Raw genomic sequence first — 15,860 nt, 5'->3', positions numbered from 1 at the left:
GGAGAAAAATATGGCTGCACCTATAAAAATGATTCAGAAACAAGAATTAACTGAGGAAGAAATAAAACAGCAAAAATTAGATGATTTAAAAGAACTTCTAGCTAATAATGAAGAAGCTTTAAATCAAATGTTTAATATTGTCGGTGAATTAAATGACATCGGAATGCTAGAAGCCGCAAATTCTATGCTAAAAGCGAAAGAACCAATCGCAAAAATCGTTCTTGGCCAAGTGACTCGTGAGCCTGTTACAAATTTAATTAATAATATGATGGGTGCTGCAGGTGCTTTAACAGAACTTGATCCGGAACTTACGAAAAAGCTTATAGGTAGTTTATTAGTAGGACTAGAAGAAGGTAATGAACATCTAGAGAGTAATAAAAAAGTAGGGGTATTCGATCTTATGAAAGTATTGAAAGACCCAGACATTAACCGTGCTATCGGGTTTGGGCTTCATTTCTTAAAAGGTATGGGTAAAGGGTTAAAAGACGAATAATCTTCATGAAGTGAATCTTTTCGCCCAAATGTTTGTACGAAATATTTTGGGCGGAAGACTCATTTTGGTAAAATATATAATAAAGTAAAATGAGGATTTTTTGGAGGTATAATTGTATGTCAAAAAAAGTACATGAATTTAATGATATGATACGAAAACTTCGAAAGGAACTTTTCGGAAAAGGACCGGAACGAATTCATACTATTTTTGCTGAAAATATGGCGATTGCGACCCTTTACGGAAACTTAACACCTACTGAAAAATTCATTTCAAGTACGATGGACGGTGCGGAAATGGTTCATTTGGCTAGAACGAAAATGATTCAAGAAGTGTATGCTGCGAATTCCCGTGAACATTTGGAGGAACTTGTTGGAGCGAAATTAGTGAATTTATTTTCAGATATGAAAGTAGAAGAAGATATTGCAGTTTCGGTATTCGTTTTTGATAAAAATATAACGTGAGAGAAGGATACTGATCGTGAAACCGATACAGGTAGAAAGAGAAATCTTTCGTTATGAACAAGGGGCGTTTAAACATATAGAGGACAGCATTGTAACAGAGTTTCCAGTCACGATTAAAATGAACGGACAGGAGTTTGTTACAATGGTTAGTACTCCAGAATATATAGAAGACATGGTAATAGGCTTCTTAGCATCTGAAGGAATCATTCGGAAGTATGAAGATATTGATGACATATGGGTACAAGAGAAAGAAGGATTTGTACATGTCACAACGAAAAAAGTGAACCCGTATTACGAACAAATGCAAAATAAACGTTATATTACTTCATGCTGTGGTATGAGTAGACAAGGGTTTGTTTTTGCGAATGATGCACTAAGCGCAAAAAAAATGAATGGCGTCCATGTACAGGTTGCTGCAGAAGACTGTTTTCGATTAATGAAAGAAATGCAGCAATCTGCAGAGACATTTCGTCATACAGGTGGCGTTCATAATGCATCTTTGTGTGATGTGAATGCTATTATTTTAAGCCGAATGGATATCGGTAGACATAATGCATTAGATAAAATTTACGGTTATTGCTTAAAAAATAATATTTCTATAAGTGATAAAATCATTGTTTTTAGTGGTCGTATTTCTTCGGAAATATTATTGAAAGTTGCAAAAATTGGTTGTGAAATTATACTCTCAAAATCAGCTCCAACTGAGTTGGCTTTGCAGCTAGCAGAAGAATTAGGTATTACTACGATAGGATTTATTCGGAATCAATCCTTAAACGTATATACACATCCAGAGCGTGTTTTAAATATAAAATAAGTAAAAGCGAGGCAATAAATATGAAATCTGTCACATTAGACAAACTACAACGTCCTTTAAAGGATTTACGTATTTCTGTTACTGATCGCTGTAATTTTCGCTGTCGTTATTGTATGCCAGAAGAAATATTTGGTCCTGATTATTCGTTTTTGTCTAATGATAAAATTTTATCTTTTGATGAGATTGAAAGGATAACACGTATTTTTGTTTCTTTAGGTGTAAGAAAGTTACGAATTACGGGCGGAGAACCGTTACTTCGAAGAGGTCTTCCGCAGCTTATTGAGCGCCTGAATAAAATAGATGGTGTGGAGGATATCGGTTTAACAACCAATGGCTCGTTACTTAAAAAGTTTGCTCCTGATTTATATAAGGCGGGTTTATCACGTGTGACAGTTAGTTTAGATTCCTTAGAAGAAGATCGTTTTTTCTATTTGAATGGTAATAGAAGCAAAGTGCAAAGGGTTCTAGAAGGAATACAGGCTGCAGCTGAAGTTGGTATGAAAATAAAAATAAACATGGTCGTTCAAAAGGGAAAAAACGAACAGGACATTTTGCAGATGGCACAATACTTTAAGGAAAATAAGCATATTCTTCGTTTTATTGAGTATATGGACGTTGGGAATTATAACGGTTGGGAATTAAAAGAGGTCGTCTCGAAACAAGAAATAGTAGATGCGATTCATCAAGTTATGCCATTAGAACGGATAGAAGCGAATTATGCAGGTGAAGTTGCGACTCGTTATCGTTATATTGGAAGTGATGAAGAGATAGGTATTATTTCATCCGTAACAGATTCCTTCTGTTCCTCATGTACGAGAGCACGTATTTCTGCAGAAGGAAAATTATATACTTGTTTGTTCGCTTCTAAAGGAAATGATTTGAGAGAATTACTTCGATCTGAATACACTGACGATGAAATAACATATATCGTGCGTGATATATGGAACAACCGAGAAGATCGTTATTCAGATGAACGCTTAAGTCATACAAGTAACAAAAGAGCGCCTAAAATTGAAATGTCACATATTGGTGGTTGATATAAGAGTGACGCTTTGAGGAAGTATATACAAAATGGAAAATGTGCAACGGTTGTAGATTTTCTATTTTATAGTAAAAGTGATGATTGATATCTCTGTAAAAGATGTGCAGAGAAATTAAGCAGCATTCAAAAACCTTTATTTTGAGGAGGTTTTTTGAAGCTGCTTTTTTATTTGGAGAAAATGGAGGAATTGGTAATGGCATTTCATAAACCGGAACAAATTGCTGAGCTTGTCATTGAGGCCGGTGTTCAAAAAGTAAGTCAGACGTTGCCAGCAATGCTTATTCTCGGTTTTTTAGGAGGAGCGTTTATTTCGTTAGGTTTTTTGCTTAACATTCGCGTTTTAGGTAATTTACCTGAGCGCTGGGGTAGTTTAGTCAATATTGTAGGAGGAGCGGTTTTTCCTGTTGGATTAATGCTCGTCGTATTAGCAGGAGGAGAATTAATTACCGGAAATATGATGTCACTTTCTATGGCGCTTTATGCAAAGAAAATTACATTGGTAAGTGTACTAAATAATTGGGTTTGGATTACTTTCATGAATTTCGTGGGAGCTATTTTTGTTGCGTATTGTTTCGGTCATCTTGGCGGATTAACAGAGGGAGATTATTTAAATAAAACGGTAGCGATAGCAGAAGGAAAGTTACATGAAACGTTTGGGAGAACGTTAATTTTAGCAATTGGGTGTAATTGGCTCGTTTGTCTTGCGCTATGGCTCGCTTATGGGACGAGTGATTTTGTCGGAAAAATAATCGGAATTTGGATCCCGATTATGGCATTTGTAGTGATTGGATTTCAGCAAGTGGTAGCAAATATGTTTGTTATTTCAGCAGTTATTTTTGCAGGTCATTTGACGTGGATGGATCTTGCTAGAAATTTTGTTCCTGTTTTTATCGGAAATGTAATTGGGGGAGCTGGATTTGTTGGATTTGCTTACTTTGCTTGTTATCAAAAACAACATTCTAATATGAAATAGAGTTCGTGAGAGGAAGGGTATGTAATGGCTGAGCGGTATTCACGACAACAGTTGTTCAAACCGATTGGGAGTAAAGGACAAGAAAAAATTCAAAATAAACATGTGTTAATTGTAGGAGCAGGCGCATTAGGAAGTGCGAGTGCTGAAAGTTTCGTACGTGCAGGTATTGGCAAGTTGACGATTATTGATCGTGACTACGTTGAATGGAGTAATTTACAAAGGCAACAATTGTACTCTGAAGAAGATGCGAGAGAGGAAATACCGAAAGCAATTGCTGCTAAAAATCGGTTAGAGCGAATTAATTCGGAAGTACTAATAGATGCTTTCGTAATGGATGCAAGTGCAGAAAACATGGAAGACCTATTAAAAAATGTAGATGTAATAATTGATGCAACAGATAATTTTGATATTCGATTTGTAATAAATGATTTATCACAAAAACATAAGATTCCGTGGGTATACGGTTCTTGCGTTGGGTCGTACGGTATGAGTTATACGGTTATTCCGCAAGAGACACCATGTTTACATTGTGTGCTGAAGAACGTTCCTGTTACAGGTGTGACATGTGATACCGCGGGAATTATTAGCCCGACTGTGCAAATCGTCGCAGCATATCAAGTGGCGGAAGCATTCAAAATTTTAGTAGGAGATTTCGCAGCAGTTAGAAAAACATTTTTCATGTTTGATATATGGAGCAATCAAAACCATTTTATAAAACTAAGGAAAATCAAAACAGACGATTGCCCTTCGTGCGGTTTGAATCGAACTTATCCTTATTTATCATACGAAAACCAAACGAAGGTAGCTGTTTTGTGCGGAAGAAATACAGTTCAAATTAGGCCAGTAGAAAATAGAAAGTACGATTTTGACGATATAGAAAAAGTATTAAAAAAACTGGGGCAAGTAGATCGAAATCCGTATTTACTATCTTGCCAACTAGATGATTACCGCGTCGTTATTTTTCGGGATGGTCGTGTTTTCATTCATGGTACAAATGATATTTCGAAAGCGAAACAATTATATTATCGCGTATTCGGTTAATAGAAAGGGTTGTCAATAATGGAAAGAAGAGTGCCAATTACGGTTGAAGAAGCTGTTCGTAAAGTAATGGGATTTGCTAATGAGGGATTAAAGGAGCTGCTACCTATTGAATTAGCTTACGGGCGTATATTAGCAGAGGATTTAGTAGCTGACCATGATGTACCTTCATTCAATCGTTCACCGTATGACGGGTTTGCTATTAGAGCAGAAGATACGAATGTAGCAAGTTATGAAACGCCAATTGTGTTTGAAGTAATTGGTGAAATTGGTGCGGGATCAATATTCCACGAGAAAGTAGGTCCGTTTCAAGCAGTTCGAATTATGACGGGAGCGCAAATTCCGAATGGGTGTGATGCGGTGGTTATGTTAGAGTTGACTCGTCAATATGAGAAAGCTGGCAACAATTATATGGAAGTGAAGCGATCATTCAAAACGGGCGACAATATTTCTTTTCGAGGTGAAGATGCTCGTAAAGGAACGGTTCTTGCAAAAAAAGGATCATACATTCATCCAGGTATTTCAGCTCTTCTTGCTACGTTCGGGTATAGTGAGGTGCCAGTGGCGAGAAAGCCTGTAATTGGATTGTTAGCGACTGGTAGTGAATTACTGGATGTAAATGATTCACTACAGCCAGGGAAAATCCGAAATAGTAATACGTATATGATATTGTCCCAAATTCGAAGAGCGGGCGGCAGAGTAAAATATTTCGGGAAGTTTAGCGATGATTTTCATACATGTTTCACAGCTGTAAAAGAAGCGTTAAGTCAAGTGGATATGCTCATTACAACAGGCGGTGTATCAGTAGGGGATTACGATTATTTACCAGCTATTTACGAAAAGTTAGGTGCCTCTGTTCTTTTCAATAAAGTTGCAATGCGGCCAGGGAGTGTTACGACTGTAGCGCAATTAAATGGCAAGTTATTATTTGGTTTATCAGGAAATCCATCTGCTTGTTACGTAGGATTTGAATTGTTTGTAAGACCTTGTATTCGGACGTATATGTTTATTGAAAAAGCACATATGAAAAGAGAAAAAGCGTTATTAGGAGAAGATTTTCTAAAACCAAATCCATTTACAAGATTTGTGCGAGCAAAACTGACATATAAAGAAGGGCAATTAATTGCTTATCCGTCAGGGTTTGATAAATCTAGCTCGGTTTCTTCCCTAGCAGAGACAAATATATTTATTGTACTTCCAGGTGGTACTAGAGGGTATAAAAAAGATATGTTCGTAGATATTCTCTTGCTAGAAGATAATGAAGGTAGTGAATGGCCTGGGACATTTTATAAAGTGAAACTTTAATCAGTGGGGGTTTTCTTCATCCCCCACTGATTATTAGTTGAACCAATCGGACTTTTATGGACAGTTGATCCCCCGCCTAACTTCTTTGCTTTCGCTGCATTTTGAGGTGGGGGTCTTACTGCCCATTAAAGCGGGATAAAGTGAGAGGTGTTTCTAATGGGACAAGCACTATTTGAAATTGTAGATATACCGATTTCAGTTGAAGAAGTAACGAATAAAGTCGCAAGAAGAGAAGCAGGTGCAATTACAACATTTATTGGCACGGTGAGAGAACTAACAAAAGGAAAACGAACGCTACATTTAGAGTACGAAGCATATAAACCGATGGCAGTGAAACAACTTATGAGAATTGGTGAAGAAATAAATGAAAAGTGGCCAGACGCAAAAGTAGCAATTACGCACCGTGTAGGGCGGCTAGAAATCATGGATATTGCGGTAGTCATTGCAGTTTCATCACCGCATCGTAAAGTAGCTTATGAAGCAAATGAATACACGATTGAACGTATAAAACGAATCGTCCCAATTTGGAAAAAAGAATTTTGGGAAGATGGAACGATGTGGATTGGAGATCAACTTGAAAATACGGCATATCCAGAAGGAAAACCAAAGAAGGAAGAATGAGAAGATGATTACAATTTTATTGTTCGCAAATTTACGTGAGGAAGTCGGATCGGATCGACTCGTAATTTTAGAAAAACAAGAAATGACAGTTCAGCAATTAAAAGAATGGCTGAAAGCAAGTTATTGTTTACAATCGCTTGATAAAGTGATGGTGGCTGTGAATGAAGAGTTTGTAACGAATGAAGAGATGATAAAAGCTGGAGATATAGTCGCATTAATCCCGCCTGTTAGCGGGGGATAAAAAGCTTTTTCGCCAAGAAAATGTTGTATATAAATTCGAATACGAGAAGGGATGAGTGCTATGATTACGCAAGAACAAATAATGAACGCATTAAAACATGTAGAGGATCCGGAGTTACACAAAAGTATTGTAGAATTAAATATGGTTAGAAATATACAAATGAATGGAACAGAGGTTAAACTTGAAGTAGTGCTAACGATTCAAGGTTGTCCATTAAAGGCAAAAATTCAACAAGATGTGGAAGAGTCTCTTCATGCAATTGGTGCATCTAAGGTAGATTTGACATTTGGTTCTATGACACAAGACGAACGAGCTGCGCTAACAGAGAAGTTAAAGAAAACTACGAGAACAGAAACTGGTATGCCGAGCATGCTTCGCCTTGATTCAGGGGTAAGATTTATTACTGTAACGAGCGGTAAAGGTGGAGTTGGAAAATCAACAGTGACAATAAATCTTGCAACTGCTTTAGCTCGTATGGGCAAAAAGGTAGGGATATTAGATGCAGATATATATGGCTTTAGCATTCCGGCTATGATGGAAACGAATCAAAAACCGACGATGATTGATCAAACAGCAATTCCAGTCGTTAGTCACGGTGTTAAAATTATGTCGATGGGATTTTTTACGGAAGGAAATAACCCGGTTATGTGGCGCGGACCGATGTTAAATAAATGGATTCAAAATTTCCTTGCGAATACGCACTGGGGAGAATTAGATTATTTACTTCTTGATTTACCACCTGGTACAGGAGATGTTGCTATTGATGTTGCAGCGATGATCCCACAGGCGCAAGAGATTATCGTTACAACACCACACAATGTAGCTTCGTTCGTAGCATCTAGAGTAGGTGTTATGGCAAAACATACGAAACACGAGATTTTAGGGATTGTAGAAAATATGGCTTATTATGAAGAACAAGATGGATCAAAAAACTATCTTTTCGGAAAAGGTGGGGGCGAAATGCTTGCAGAACAATTGCAAACAGAAGTGATCGCGCAAATACCTTTTGCAAAACGAGAAGAAAATAACGGTTCATCTGTATATGATGAAGACTCTTTTGTAGGAGAAGTGTTTACATCGTTAGCGGAGGATATTATTTATAAAGGATAGAGGGGGAAGTTTAGTATGGCTTGTAATATTGATCATTCTATGGAAGATGTAATGAATAAGCTTGAAAGTCAAAAGAATTTTTTACCGGAAGTGATTTTAAAAGAGGTAAAGGGATTTTTGCAAGGGAATCATTCACAGGAAATATTAAATGATGTCTTTCATCTTCTAAAGAAGTATGACTTAGTTAGTGAAGAAGAACGAGAGATGAGAAATACTCAATTATTGCTGATTATAAAATAAATACGCTTTGGCTTTTGTTTTTTTGCAGAAGGGGTGAATGTAATGAATATGAAAAAGATGATTGAAATGGTAGAAGTGACTAAAGTGACTGACGAAGAATTATCGATTTCTACTTTACATCAAAAGCTTGTGAAGCTGTATAGTCAAAAAGATAGTGCAGAGTATACGGAGTTATTAAGATATATTTTATCATTATCCGTGCATCTGAAGCTGAATCTCGTATTGAAATACTTTGGTGTGCGTCCGGTTGCTGCTGCAGATGAGCGTATGCAATTTCAAGAGATATTTAAATGTTTAGCTAACAAAGATGAAAATGGCGAATGGTTTCTAAATTTCGTTTCTTTATATATAGGACTAATTGTAGTTCTTCGTTTTGATGAAAAAGAGATTGAGAGAAGTTTTTTCGATGAAATGGTAGTGGGTGAAGGGAATGAAATATAAAGTTCTGCTCATAACTTCTTTCTATTTTATTGCTTTAACTGCGATTTTTGTGGGTTATGTAAATATGAAGGTGACTAGTTAATAAAAAGCGTTCTTCAGTTGTTTCCGTCGTTTTTTCATGTTACCATTAAGCGAATTTTTCATAGGGAGAGAAAGCGATGAAATGGATTTATTTTATTATTATTAACGTTATAGCTTTTAGCCTTATGGGGCTTGATAAACGAAAAGCGAAGAAGAAACAGTGGAGAACACCAGAAAGTACGTTGTTTTTATCAGCGGCAGCTGGAGGCGCAGTTGGTGCGTGGATTGGTATGTATATGTTTCACCATAAAACACATAAAAAGAAATTTGTTTTCGGTATACCGTTACTTGTCGTTATAACAGTATGTTTACTTTTTGCTGTATGAGAAATGTCGAAAGAATTGCAGATTGATTATTGGTAAAGTGAGCATGTGGGACCGTATAATGGAGAAAAATGAGAAGAGGAGAAAAAGGAAGATGGGGAGTCAATCAGCACAGCAAAAAAAGGGAATTATATATGCGGCTGGTGCTTATACGATGTGGGGAATCCTACCAATCTATTGGAAATGGGTTGAGGAAGTTCCAGCAGATGAAATATTAGCACACCGCATCGTTTGGGCATTCGTTTTTATGTTACTTGTATTAGGTGTTACGAAGAGATTTCGTCAGTTTATTGGGGAGTTCGTGAATCTTTTTAAACGACCTAAATTATTAATGTCATTAACAATAGCTTCGGTCTTGATTAGCGGAAACTGGTTTGTCTACATATGGGCCGTTAATCATAATCATGTCATTGAAGCCAGTCTCGGATATTATATTAATCCACTTATTAGCATTTTACTTGGTACCGTTGTATTAAAGGAAAAGTTAAACTTTTGGCAATATGTTGCAGTTGGTTTAGCTGGAGTGGGGGTTATCATTTTAACAGTACGTTTTGGATCTATTCCGTGGGTTTCTTTATCACTTGCCTTTTCATTTGGATTATATGGATTAACGAAAAAATTGTTAAACTATGATGCGACAATTGGTCTTACGATGGAAACGATGTTAGTGACGCCGTTTGCGATCATTTATCTCGTTATGACAGGAGTACATGGTTTCGGTTCATTTGGATCTATTTCCATGTTATCGACGTTACTATTAATAGGAGCAGGAATTGTTACAGCTTTACCACTTTTTTATTTTGCAAAAGGAGCACAACTTATTCCGCTTTATATGATAGGATTTTTACAATATATTGCACCAACAATTAGTTTAATTTTAGGTGTATTCGTATTTGGTGAGCATTTCACATCTACTCATATGATGGCATTTTTCTGTATATGGATTGCATTATTTGTGTTTTCAATAGCAAAAACAAAGTTTTTAGTGCAGAAACAACCGAAATTTATAAAAAATAAATCAGCAAAAGTATCATAATGCGTAGTATTTTCTACGCATTTTTCTTTATACTGATACTATAGAATTTCCATTATAGTCAGTAGGGAGCTGAGAACGTGGAAACAATTTTACATAATGATCCGCTTATGGCCGCTGTAATTTCATGGTTTTTAGCACAATTAACGAAAGTAGTCTTTAAATTATTCAAAACGGGTGAATTTGATTTTGCAAAGTTTTTCGCTTCAGGTGGTATGCCAAGTTCTCATGCTTCAACTGTTACAGCACTTGCGACAGGTGTTGGTGTTGTGGAAGGTGTGGAAAGTTCCATGTTTGCGATCGCTGCTATTTTTGCCATTATTGTTATGTATGATGCTTCAGGAGTAAGGCTCGCGGTAAGTAAACAAGCGAAAATTTTGAATGAGTTTTTTCACGGTAAACAAACAGAATATAAGAAGTTAAATGAACTTGTCGGGCATACACCGTATGAAGTAGTAGTCGGTGCTTTAGTAGGGATAATTGTCGGAGTGGGATATTGTTTATGAGCAGAACATTTTATATGTTCTGCTTTTCTTTGTTTTCATACATATTCAACTACTTTTTTGAATATCGTTATACGGATTTCGAAAGGGTGGGTGAGTAACTTGTTATTATATGAAAAAGTGCATGAAGAGATAGCAAGAAGAACAACTGCACTTCAAACGATGCAACGGCGAGATGGAACGTGGCACTTTTGTTTTGAAGGAGCACCATTAACAGATTGCCATATGATCTTTTTATTAAAATTATTAGGTAGAGATAAAGAGATAGAACCGTTTGTAAAAAGATTAGCATCACTTCAAACAAATGAAGGAACATGGAAATTGTATGAAGATGAAGTGGGTGGTAATTTATCTGCTACAATCCAATCTTATGCTGCCTTACTTGCTTCAAAAACATATACAAAAGAAGATGCGAATATGAAGCGAGCCGAAATGTTTATAAATGAGCGTGGCGGGGTAGCGCGTGCTCATTTTATGACGAAGTTTTTATTAGCGGTTCATGGAGAATATGAATATCCTTCGCTCTTTCATTTGCCAACACCAATTATGTTTCTCCAAAGTGATTCACCTCTCAGTATATTTGAGTTAAGTAGCTCAGCGCGTATCCATTTAATTCCGATGATGGTTTGTTTAAATAAAAGATTTCGAGTAGGGAAAAAGTTACTGCCAAATTTAAATCATATTTCGGGAGGGGGCGGGGAATGGTTTCGAGAGGATCGGTCTCCGTTGTTTCAAACGATAGTAAGTGATGTAAAACAAATTATATCGTATCCACTATCTTTACATCATAAAGGGAATGAGGAAGTCGAACGTTTTATGAAAGAACGTATTGATGAGAATGGAACGTTATATAGTTACGCAACTGCCTCGTTTTATATGATTTATGCTTTACTCGCGTTAGGACATTCTCTTCAATCATCAATCATTCAAAAGGCTATAACCGGGATAACATCTTATATATGGAAGATGGAAAACGGGAATCATTTGCAAAACTCGCCTTCAGCTGTATGGGATACGGCTTTACTCAGCTATGCGTTACAAGAGGCCCAAGTACCGAAAGATAATAAGATGATTCAACATGCAGTAACATATTTATTAAAAAAACAGCATTCAAAAAAAGCTGATTGGAGCGTACATGCACCAGCGCTTGCGCCAGGCGGTTGGGGTTTTTCGGATGTGAATACGACAATCCCTGATGTTGATGATACAACAGCGGTATTAAGAGTATTGGCAAAAAGTAGAGGGAACGAAAATGTAGATTATGCTTGGAAGAAAGGGGTTATTTGGGTTAAAGGATTACAAAATAATGATGGTGGCTGGGGAGCATTTGAAAAAGGTGTGACGAGCAATTTATTAGCAAATTTACCAATCGAAAATGCAAGCGACATGATTACAGATCCTTCTACACCAGATATTACAGGAAGAGTGTTAGAGCTTTTCGGGACATATGCGCAAAATGAATTGCCAGAGAAACAAAAACAAAGTGCAATAAATTGGTTAATGAATGTACAAGAGAAAAATGGATCATGGTATGGAAAATGGGGGATTTGTTATATATATGGTACGTGGGCGGTGATGACCGGTTTACGGTCACTCGGCATTCCATCTAGCAATCCATCATTGAAACGAGCAGCTTTATGGCTTGAACATATACAGCATGAAGATGGTGGCTGGGGGGAATCATGCCACAGTAGTGTGGAAAAAAGGTTCGTTACTTTACCATTCAGTACACCATCCCAAACAGCATGGGCGTTAGATGCTCTCATTTCTTACTATGATAAGGAAACACCAGCAATTCGAAAGGGTATCTCATATTTGCTTGCGAATCGTTATGTGAATGAAAAATATCCTACTGGAACAGGTTTACCAGGTGGTTTTTATATTCGTTATCATAGCTATGCCCATATATATCCGCTACTTACTTTGGCACATTATATAAAAAAATATCGAAAATAAACCGAGAGAATACCTCTCGGTTTATTTTGTTGGGTAGTAGGTCCCTGTTGAAAAGAATAAGGTTGTGATTTCCTTATTTTTCTGTTGACTGGCGTTTTTGACGTGCATCAGCGGCATTTGCACGTGCGTTTGCTTCTAAGTCATTGTGGTCAGCGAGTTCACGAGAGAACTCAACATCAATGCCATCAGCAGCTTTGTTTTGTTTGAAATTTTTTTTGTTCATTCGACACAATCTCCTTGTGTTTTATGCGACGTTGCAAAGTTAGTTTGACACAAATAGACTTTTTTATACAAAGAGGAATCGGAAGGCAAAAAGCCGAAATATACAGTATAAGTAATAGAAATGGGGGATAGGGATGGAGTTTTTAAATGGGAAAACAGCTGTTGTAACAGGAGCTGCACAGGGAATTGGAAAAGAGATTGCAAGGGTTTATGCAAAATTAGGGGCGAAAGTATTAATTAGCGATGTAAATGAAGAAAAGCTACAAAAAACGACACGTGAGTTATCGGATGAAGGATATGAAGTGAGTTTATATCGATGTGATGTGAGTAATCAAAATGAAGCGAAGTCATTAATTGAATATGCGGTTCAAAAATTCGGTACATTACATATTTTGGTGAATAATGCTGGGATTACAAGAGATGCAATGTTACATAAAATGGAGAAGTCTTCTTGGGAACAAGTATTGCAAGTGAACTTAACTGGTGTTTTTTATTGTATGCAGCCAGCGCTTCTTTACATGAGACAACAAGGGTATGGACGCATTATTAATATATCTTCAATTAGTAGAGAAGGAAATATAGGACAAGCGAATTATGCTGCTACAAAGGCAGGAGTTGTAGGTTTAACGAAAACAGCGGCGAAAGAAGTTGGAAGTTTCGGTATTACATGTAATGCGATTTGTCCAGGATTTATGGATACAGATATGACAAAAACGATACCAGATAAAGTGAAAGAAAAGATGGTTGGTGCGATTCCAGTAGGTAGAATTGGAACGCCAGAAGATATTGCGAACGCAGCGGCCTTTTTAGCATCAGAATACGCATCCTATATTACAGGAGAAGTATTAAATGTGAGCGGTGGACTGCAAGTTTAAAGGAATACATATTGAAAAGAACCTGACCGGATAGGTCAGGTTCTTTTTCGTTAGTTTAAGTTGAGCCAAACACTCTTCACTTCTGTATAGTTATTTAATGCGTAAGATCCCATTTCACGGCCAAGACCGGATTGTTTAAATCCTCCAAATGGAGATGCTGCATCAAAGACGTTATAACAGTTTACCCATACAGTACCAGCGCGCACTTTACTTGCAACATAGTGTGCTGTTTTAACATTTTCTGTCCACACACCAGCCGCTAAGCCGAATTGTGATTTATTTGCACGTTCAATTACTTCATCAATATCGTTAAAAGGTATTGCAGAAATAACTGGACCGAAAATTTCTTCTTTTGCGATCGTCATTTCGTCATTTACGTCAGCGAATACTGTAGGAGAAACGAAGTAGCCTTGATCGAATGGATTACTTCCTCCGCAAAGTACTTCAGCGCCTTCTTCAATCCCTTTTTCAATGAAGCCCATTACACGTTTTTGTTGTTCTTCAGAAACGAGAGGACCGATTGTAGTTTCTGGACTTAGACCAGCGCCTTGATTTAATTTTTTAGAATAAAGGACGAGATCAGCCATGACATTATCATACATTTTCTTTGGAACAAATAAGCGTGATCCAGCAGAGCATACTTGTCCTTGGTTAAACATAACACCAGAAAGTGCACCAGGAATCGCGCGAGATAAGTCGGCGTCTGGTAAAATAATGTTCGGTGATTTACCGCCAAGCTCTAAAGTAACACGTTTTAATGATTCAGAAGCTTGTCGCATAATTTGTTTACCGACTGGCGTAGAGCCAGTAAATGCAATTTTATCAACGAGTGGATGATTAACAAGAGCTTGTCCAGCTGATTCACCGAATCCAGGAACGATATTAATAACGCCTTTCGGGAATCCAGCTTCTTCAATTAATTCAGCTAAGTATAGAGCGGATAGTGGAGTTTGTTCTGCAGGTTTTAAAACGATTGTACATCCTGTAGCAAGCGCTGCTCCCATTTTCCACATTGCCATAAGAAGTGGGAAGTTCCAAGGAATAATTTGACCGACGACACCAACAGCCTCATGGCGTGTATAGTTAAAGTAATCACCAGAAACAGGAATTGTTTGACCAACGATTTTCGTAGCCCAACCAGCATAATAGCGCATATGTTCAATTGCAAGTGGTATGTCTGCTGCCATTGTTTCACGGATTGGCTTTCCGTTATCTAATGTTTCGAGTTGTGCAAGTTCTTCTTTATGTTCTTCCATTAAATCAGCTAACTTGTACATAAGACGGCTTCGCTCAGCAGTGCTCATGCGAGACCAAGGACCTTCGTCAAAAGCCATGCGAGCTGCAACAACAGCTTTATGAATATCTTCGCGACCAGCCTCAGAGACGACGGCAAGTGTTTCGCCGGTTGCTGGGTTAGGTGTTTTAAATGTTTTACCGGAAGCGCTTTCAATGAAAGATCCATTCACATATAACTTTTTTGTACCTTGAAGAAACTTTTCTACCTTTTCATGAAGATTTACAGCTAGTTGACTCATTGTATAACCCCCTTGAAAATATAATGTAAACGCAGTACGAGACGGCGTTTATTCCGAAATCAAGGATGTGGGAACTAGATGGAAAGCCTCTAATTTAAATCATAATTAACAAATACTGAAAATTCAAATTTCATTTGTGTTACAATTGTAAAAAATATGTAATGTAAGAGAATCTTCTATATGAATTTAAAAAATCCTGCTTGTTTTTGGTTTCTAGTAGGAAAAACTAGAAGAACAATGGTACAATAATACATCGTGAGAGGAGGGAGAAAAATGAAGGATTATCATGATGATCCACGCTTTCGAATCGCCCATAGAGAAGCGTTAATTGGTCTTGGACTTGCTATTATCAATTTTATAATATGGTACGGATTTGCTTATGGGCTTGGTAGTAAAAATCCAAGTGAATATACATATGTATTCGGTTTTCCAGCATGGTTTTTTTATAGCTGTATCGTTGGGTTTGTCGTTATGGTTATTTTACTTAGTTTAGTTGTTCGTTTTGTATTTCAAGATATTTCACTCGATGAGGAAGAAAAAAGTGAGGAATAAT

At 37.1% G+C, this 15,860-nt stretch carries 20 protein-coding genes; 18 read left to right on the top strand and 2 right to left on the bottom strand.

Annotated features, from left to right (window positions below; all coding sequences use genetic code 11):
* The first annotated feature begins 10 nt into the window (after window positions 1-10).
* From MHB74_RS17240 to MHB74_RS17165, 16 genes are all read left to right on the top strand, one after another.
* Window positions 11-493 (top strand): DUF1641 domain-containing protein, encoded by a 483-nt coding sequence (locus MHB74_RS17240; RefSeq protein WP_000729894.1) that lies wholly within the window; start codon window positions 11-13, stop codon window positions 491-493.
* A 116-nt stretch (window positions 494-609) separates the two neighbouring features.
* A complete protein-coding gene (locus MHB74_RS17235) occupies window positions 610-954 on the top strand; it encodes a DUF2294 domain-containing protein (protein WP_061678490.1) in 345 nt (114 codons plus the stop codon).
* Between the two features lie 16 nt (window positions 955-970).
* Window positions 971-1,768: a formate dehydrogenase accessory sulfurtransferase FdhD gene (gene fdhD / locus MHB74_RS17230; protein WP_061678489.1), complete on the top strand. Its 798-nt coding sequence runs from the start codon at window positions 971-973 to the stop codon at window positions 1,766-1,768.
* Window positions 1,769-1,788: 20 nt separating this feature from the next.
* Entirely contained in the window at window positions 1,789-2,805 is a 1,017-nt protein-coding gene (moaA, locus tag MHB74_RS17225) for a GTP 3',8-cyclase MoaA (protein ID WP_061678488.1), read from the top strand.
* Between the two features lie 198 nt (window positions 2,806-3,003).
* The gene (locus MHB74_RS17220; protein ID WP_061678487.1) at window positions 3,004-3,783 is read left to right on the top strand and encodes a formate/nitrite transporter family protein; all 780 of its coding nucleotides are present in this window, start codon (window positions 3,004-3,006) and stop codon (window positions 3,781-3,783) included.
* A gap of 24 nt (window positions 3,784-3,807) precedes the next feature.
* Window positions 3,808-4,824 carry a molybdopterin-synthase adenylyltransferase MoeB gene (locus MHB74_RS17215; RefSeq protein WP_061678486.1) on the top strand — a complete coding sequence of 339 codons (1,017 nt, stop codon included), beginning with the start codon at window positions 3,808-3,810 and terminating at the stop codon, window positions 4,822-4,824.
* A gap of 18 nt (window positions 4,825-4,842) precedes the next feature.
* Window positions 4,843-6,126, top strand: coding sequence for a molybdopterin molybdotransferase MoeA (gene moeA / locus MHB74_RS17210; RefSeq protein ID WP_061678485.1), 1,284 nt, complete (start codon window positions 4,843-4,845; stop codon window positions 6,124-6,126).
* Window positions 6,127-6,282: 156 nt separating this feature from the next.
* A complete protein-coding gene (gene moaE, locus MHB74_RS17205; protein WP_061678484.1) occupies window positions 6,283-6,747 on the top strand; it encodes a molybdopterin synthase catalytic subunit MoaE in 465 nt (154 codons plus the stop codon).
* A gap of 4 nt (window positions 6,748-6,751) precedes the next feature.
* The gene (gene moaD / locus MHB74_RS17200; protein ID WP_061678483.1) at window positions 6,752-6,988 is read left to right on the top strand and encodes a molybdopterin converting factor subunit 1; all 237 of its coding nucleotides are present in this window, start codon (window positions 6,752-6,754) and stop codon (window positions 6,986-6,988) included.
* A gap of 60 nt (window positions 6,989-7,048) precedes the next feature.
* Entirely contained in the window at window positions 7,049-8,098 is a 1,050-nt protein-coding gene (locus MHB74_RS17195; RefSeq protein WP_061678482.1) for a P-loop NTPase, read from the top strand.
* 15 nt (window positions 8,099-8,113) lie between these two features.
* Entirely contained in the window at window positions 8,114-8,338 is a 225-nt protein-coding gene (locus MHB74_RS17190; RefSeq protein ID WP_061678481.1) for a hypothetical protein, read from the top strand.
* A 42-nt stretch (window positions 8,339-8,380) separates the two neighbouring features.
* A complete protein-coding gene (locus MHB74_RS17185) occupies window positions 8,381-8,779 on the top strand; it encodes a hypothetical protein (protein ID WP_061678480.1) in 399 nt (132 codons plus the stop codon).
* A gap of 158 nt (window positions 8,780-8,937) precedes the next feature.
* Complete coding sequence (locus MHB74_RS17180; protein WP_016086864.1) at window positions 8,938-9,186, top strand: DUF1294 domain-containing protein; 249 nt, start codon at window positions 8,938-8,940, stop codon at window positions 9,184-9,186.
* Window positions 9,187-9,277: 91 nt separating this feature from the next.
* Window positions 9,278-10,219, top strand: a complete 942-nt coding sequence (gene rarD / locus MHB74_RS17175; protein ID WP_061678479.1) for an EamA family transporter RarD — start codon at window positions 9,278-9,280, stop codon at window positions 10,217-10,219.
* A gap of 77 nt (window positions 10,220-10,296) precedes the next feature.
* On the top strand, window positions 10,297-10,722 hold the full coding sequence (locus MHB74_RS17170) for a divergent PAP2 family protein (RefSeq protein ID WP_061678478.1): 426 nt from the start codon (window positions 10,297-10,299) through the stop codon (window positions 10,720-10,722).
* A gap of 99 nt (window positions 10,723-10,821) precedes the next feature.
* The gene (locus MHB74_RS17165) at window positions 10,822-12,675 is read left to right on the top strand and encodes a terpene cyclase/mutase family protein (protein WP_061678477.1); all 1,854 of its coding nucleotides are present in this window, start codon (window positions 10,822-10,824) and stop codon (window positions 12,673-12,675) included.
* Between the two features lie 73 nt (window positions 12,676-12,748).
* On the opposite strand, the gene MHB74_RS17160 is transcribed toward MHB74_RS17165, so the two are convergent.
* On the bottom strand, window positions 12,749-12,898 hold the full coding sequence (locus MHB74_RS17160) for a YfhD family protein (RefSeq protein ID WP_001035806.1): 150 nt from the start codon (window positions 12,896-12,898) through the stop codon (window positions 12,749-12,751).
* Between the two features lie 133 nt (window positions 12,899-13,031).
* On the opposite strand from MHB74_RS17160, the gene fabG reads away from it, so the two are divergent.
* On the top strand, window positions 13,032-13,772 hold the full coding sequence (gene fabG, locus MHB74_RS17155) for a 3-oxoacyl-ACP reductase FabG (protein ID WP_061678476.1): 741 nt from the start codon (window positions 13,032-13,034) through the stop codon (window positions 13,770-13,772).
* A gap of 50 nt (window positions 13,773-13,822) precedes the next feature.
* Here the strand turns inward: fabG and dhaS are convergent, their stop codons facing one another.
* Window positions 13,823-15,307 carry an aldehyde dehydrogenase DhaS gene (gene dhaS / locus MHB74_RS17150; protein ID WP_061678475.1) on the bottom strand — a complete coding sequence of 495 codons (1,485 nt, stop codon included), beginning with the start codon at window positions 15,305-15,307 and terminating at the stop codon, window positions 13,823-13,825.
* Window positions 15,308-15,580: 273 nt separating this feature from the next.
* On the opposite strand from dhaS, the gene MHB74_RS17145 reads away from it, so the two are divergent.
* Window positions 15,581-15,859 (top strand): YhdT family protein, encoded by a 279-nt coding sequence (locus tag MHB74_RS17145; protein WP_000656242.1) that lies wholly within the window; start codon window positions 15,581-15,583, stop codon window positions 15,857-15,859.
* The last annotated feature ends 1 nt before the right edge of the window (window position 15,860 follow it).

Source organism: Bacillus sp. FSL K6-0069 (genome assembly GCF_038007785.1).
Taxonomy (GTDB): Bacteria; Bacillota; Bacilli; order Bacillales; family Bacillaceae_G; genus Bacillus_A; species Bacillus_A mobilis.
Note: the sequence above shows the minus strand (reverse complement) of the source record. Positions and strands in the feature narration are given on the sequence as shown.

Coding starts and splice junctions, on each gene's coding strand:
- MHB74_RS17240 (WP_000729894.1), top strand. CDS start 11: ATGGCTGCACCTATAAAAATGATTCAGAAACAAGAATTAACTGAGGAA.
- MHB74_RS17235 (WP_061678490.1), top strand. CDS start 610: ATGTCAAAAAAAGTACATGAATTTAATGATATGATACGAAAACTTCGA.
- moaA (WP_061678488.1), top strand. CDS start 1,789: ATGAAATCTGTCACATTAGACAAACTACAACGTCCTTTAAAGGATTTA.
- MHB74_RS17220 (WP_061678487.1), top strand. CDS start 3,004: ATGGCATTTCATAAACCGGAACAAATTGCTGAGCTTGTCATTGAGGCC.
- MHB74_RS17215 (WP_061678486.1), top strand. CDS start 3,808: ATGGCTGAGCGGTATTCACGACAACAGTTGTTCAAACCGATTGGGAGT.
- moeA (WP_061678485.1), top strand. CDS start 4,843: ATGGAAAGAAGAGTGCCAATTACGGTTGAAGAAGCTGTTCGTAAAGTA.
- moaE (WP_061678484.1), top strand. CDS start 6,283: ATGGGACAAGCACTATTTGAAATTGTAGATATACCGATTTCAGTTGAA.
- moaD (WP_061678483.1), top strand. CDS start 6,752: ATGATTACAATTTTATTGTTCGCAAATTTACGTGAGGAAGTCGGATCG.
- MHB74_RS17195 (WP_061678482.1), top strand. CDS start 7,049: ATGATTACGCAAGAACAAATAATGAACGCATTAAAACATGTAGAGGAT.
- MHB74_RS17190 (WP_061678481.1), top strand. CDS start 8,114: ATGGCTTGTAATATTGATCATTCTATGGAAGATGTAATGAATAAGCTT.
- MHB74_RS17185 (WP_061678480.1), top strand. CDS start 8,381: ATGAATATGAAAAAGATGATTGAAATGGTAGAAGTGACTAAAGTGACT.
- MHB74_RS17180 (WP_016086864.1), top strand. CDS start 8,938: ATGAAATGGATTTATTTTATTATTATTAACGTTATAGCTTTTAGCCTT.
- rarD (WP_061678479.1), top strand. CDS start 9,278: ATGGGGAGTCAATCAGCACAGCAAAAAAAGGGAATTATATATGCGGCT.
- MHB74_RS17160 (WP_001035806.1), bottom strand. CDS start 12,898: ATGAACAAAAAAAATTTCAAACAAAACAAAGCTGCTGATGGCATTGAT.
- fabG (WP_061678476.1), top strand. CDS start 13,032: ATGGAGTTTTTAAATGGGAAAACAGCTGTTGTAACAGGAGCTGCACAG.
- dhaS (WP_061678475.1), bottom strand. CDS start 15,307: ATGAGTCAACTAGCTGTAAATCTTCATGAAAAGGTAGAAAAGTTTCTT.
- MHB74_RS17145 (WP_000656242.1), top strand. CDS start 15,581: ATGAAGGATTATCATGATGATCCACGCTTTCGAATCGCCCATAGAGAA.